Annotated in this window: 2 protein-coding genes; both read right to left on the bottom strand. The window is 43.9% G+C overall.

The genetic code is table 11. The features are described 5' to 3' along the window. Positions 1-203: 203 nt before the first annotated feature. Entirely contained in the window at positions 204-2,189 is a 1,986-nt protein-coding gene (locus tag PX482_RS20760; RefSeq protein ID WP_004266742.1) for a M48 family metalloprotease, read from the bottom strand. 68 nt (positions 2,190-2,257) lie between these two features. Next, the gene (locus PX482_RS20755; protein WP_004163389.1) at positions 2,258-2,980 is read right to left on the bottom strand and encodes a DNA repair protein RecN; all 723 of its coding nucleotides are present in this window, start codon (positions 2,978-2,980) and stop codon (positions 2,258-2,260) included. Positions 2,981-3,305: the final 325 nt, after the last annotated feature.

Genomic DNA, 3,305 nt, shown 5'->3' with positions numbered 1-3,305 from the left:
AGACCTCTTGCAAAAGTCTTAAGTCGATCCTTGTACAGCAACATTTTTGAAGATTATCAACTACTAATAAATAATTAACTGAAAGTCCCTCCCATTATTGTTTCTATCGTTTGTTTTCGGATTTATGCAAGAGGTCTAGTGATATGGAAAGAATCCCCTGTCACAGCGTAGCTTGACGGTGGGAGTATGTCAATTGATTCAAATTAATTAACTCGCTGCCATAAACGTTGAATTTCTTTCCTCAGTTGTGCATCAGGAGGCTGGCTAAATTGTACAGAAGGATTGACCTGCACACCGGGAATATTCTGATTCCAGGGACTGTTGGAGACTGATTCTAAGTTTATGCCACTTATCACAGGGCGAAACCCGTAGCGGACGAATACTTCCTGTTGGGAAGGCTGTCTGAGAAAGGCGACAAACTCCCTGGCTGCTTTCGCTTGTCCCTCATTCACATCCCGCCGTGCGATCGCCGCCGTCGCTACTGTCTCAATAGTCGGGTCAAGATAGTAGATTTGGTAAGGTTTTTCCTGGGTAGTTTGGGCTTGGGACCAGCGATAGAGGGCGATACTTTCGTAGGTAGTCGCCACATCAGCGTCGTTGGATCCGCGAGCAATAAATTCCTGCAAGAGAATGTCACTCGAAAGGGGCGGCTGATAGACGGAACGCTTAATCAGAGCAAACAAAGATTGAATTCCCGGCCCATTCAAGTTAGTACCAGTTAGGGGACTTCCGCCAAGATTGGACTGGGACCACAAACTTAAGGTTAACTGACCACTGTTGGAACGGCTAGGGTCTGTCATGACAAAATCGAAGCTTCCCCAGGTAGATTGTCCGCCGATAGCAGTCCAGTTACGCTTTTGCATGGCCCGTTCTACACTTTGCCATTGAAAGCGTCTCCCAGGGAAGATAACCTTTCCTCTCTCGGGCCAAGCGATACCCACCAGGAAGGTTTTGACAATGGGTTGGGGCGTATCGTAGAAGGGATTGCTTTCTCCCTGTACCGCCAGGCGATCGCGCAACTCCTCTAAGATTTCCCCATTGGCTGGAATGAGGATAGTAGGCGTAAAGTCATGTTTCTGGTCGATGTAGTTATTAACTATGTCCTGAGAGCCTTGAAACTTCAGTTCTAAGTTAATGTTGGGATGAGATGCCTCGAATTGTGGCTCTAGGACTGCCAATGGTTCTTGAAGTTCCGTCCCACTGACGATGGTAAGGTTTTGCTGCACGCCAGGAAGAGGTGCATAAGCTAAAGCGAAAGCAATTAGGGCGATCGCAGCCGAAATTATTGCCCGTCTGCGTTTCGATTGAGGGCTGTTTCTCCTAGTGGGAGGCGTTAAGAGTCCTGGTTGCATGGCGAGTAATTCTTGAATGCGGTTGTTAGTGGGAGGATGGGTGGCAAATAAGCGATTGACAAGTTTACCCTTGAAGGGATTAATAATTAGAAGGGGAGCTAACGCTGGGTTTTCTTCTGTGGATATTGACTGCTGTTGGCTGTTATTTTCTAATTTTTCTAAGGCGTTAGCGAGGGCGCGAGGATTTCCGGTTAAACTTGCTGAACCTGCATCAGCAGCATACTCTCTCGTTCGAGATATGGCTAATTGAGTTAAGGTAGCCGTAAGGGGCGCAAGTAGCAAGGTAGGGAATAAGGCGGCTAGGCGGATGGGATTGGCGTTGCGGTAGTTAAACATGGCAAACATTCCCGTCATTCCTGTTTCCGTGAGGAGAGAAATTGCTACAGAAATAGTGACAGCAACTGTAGCAGTAAGGGCATCACCGTGTTTAATGTGGCTAAGTTCGTGGGCGATAACGGCTTCTAATTCGTCTTCAGGAAGCAGTTTCATCAACCCTTCTGTAATGCAGACAACACCCCGTTGGGGATTCCTTCCAGTAGCAAAAGCATTAGGAGAAGAAGTAGGAATGATATACAGTTTAGGTTCTGGTAAATTTGCCCTGTAGCACAGCACTTCAACTATGGGTTTGAGTATAGCTTCTTCTTGAGAATTGGCAGGACGAACATCAAAAGCGGCTAAAACAACTTGGTCGGAATAGAACCAGAGACTAAAGTTAATTACAGCAGCAACGATTAAGCCGATAACTGCACCAATTATCCCGCCGATGAGTAGATAAGCCGTCAGAACTAAGATGCTGCTTAATAACGCTAATAAAGCAACTGTTTTTAAGAAGTTCATTACTCGTCAATCTCCAGGGTAGTATTGTGGTGTTGATTTTTCCAGTTTAGTTGATTTATTAGTCAGGTTCAAGAAATGATAAAATCAATATTTTCTTGAAAGCCACTCAATTCTTCACTCAAATTTCTTAACTCTATAAGTTCTTCCGAATTAGTCAAGTCAGCCGTCCGCAATTTATTTTGTAATTGTTGCAGAACCCCAGCCGAGTCTTGAATCACAGTGTACAAGCTAGTTAATTTTGCTTGACGAGTATCTTGTCCTTGTTGTGCTAATTCAATATTCCGTTCTAAACTGGCTTGCAACTGTTCTAATTGTTTACGAGATACACCGAAACTCGAACGAATTTTACTTTTAACTTCCAAGAGTTGCTGTTGTAACTCATTGATTGACAATAAGGATTCACTTTCTGGCAAACGTTGAGCAATTTGTTCTATTTTTGGGGGAAGTTCAATAGCACTATCGCAAGCTTGCTGTACGGCGATTAATAAGTCCATTTGCACTGAACTGCTGCTTAATAATTGGTTAGCTTCTTGACGCAGAACTTCTGCCTTTCCTGCTAAACTTTGAGCCGAACCTTGAATAACTTGCAGTTCCTGTTGTAATTGTTGTTTGACCCGTTTCTCCCCATCTGGTTCTCTAGCTTTCAAGGCGGTTGCGCCGACTACAGTTACCGCCAATGCTGTTGGTAAAGTAACAGTATTAGATAATCCCAAAAAGCGAACACCAACAACTAAAACGATCCCGCCTGCTAAAACGGCTAAAGGGTAATAAAGAGGGTTAGCAATTTTCATTTTTAGTTAACCGTTGATGATTGATGGTTGATGATTTAGTAGATTAATTCAGGAATTAATCACAGTCTCTACATTTGGTTGACTTACAAATGCGCCTCGGAACTCCGAATTCCGCCCCGCGCTTGACTCGGCGGCGAAGCCACCTCCGAATTCCATTCATAATTCATAATTCATTACTTAAAACTGGCTCTTCGTTACTTGTTATGGTTCGATAGGGGGGCATAAATCGACTAAATCCTTATCTGGCAAGAGACTTAATTGATTAGTTCGCTCTAGATAAAAAACAATTGACAAAAATCGCTAAATGCCTTTCTATATAAGGGTT

The sequence above is a fragment of the Microcystis sp. M53602_WE12 genome (genome assembly GCF_030065455.1).
GTDB lineage: Bacteria > Cyanobacteriota > Cyanobacteriia > Cyanobacteriales > Microcystaceae > Microcystis > Microcystis aeruginosa.
This window is presented reverse-complemented; position numbering and strand designations above follow the sequence as displayed.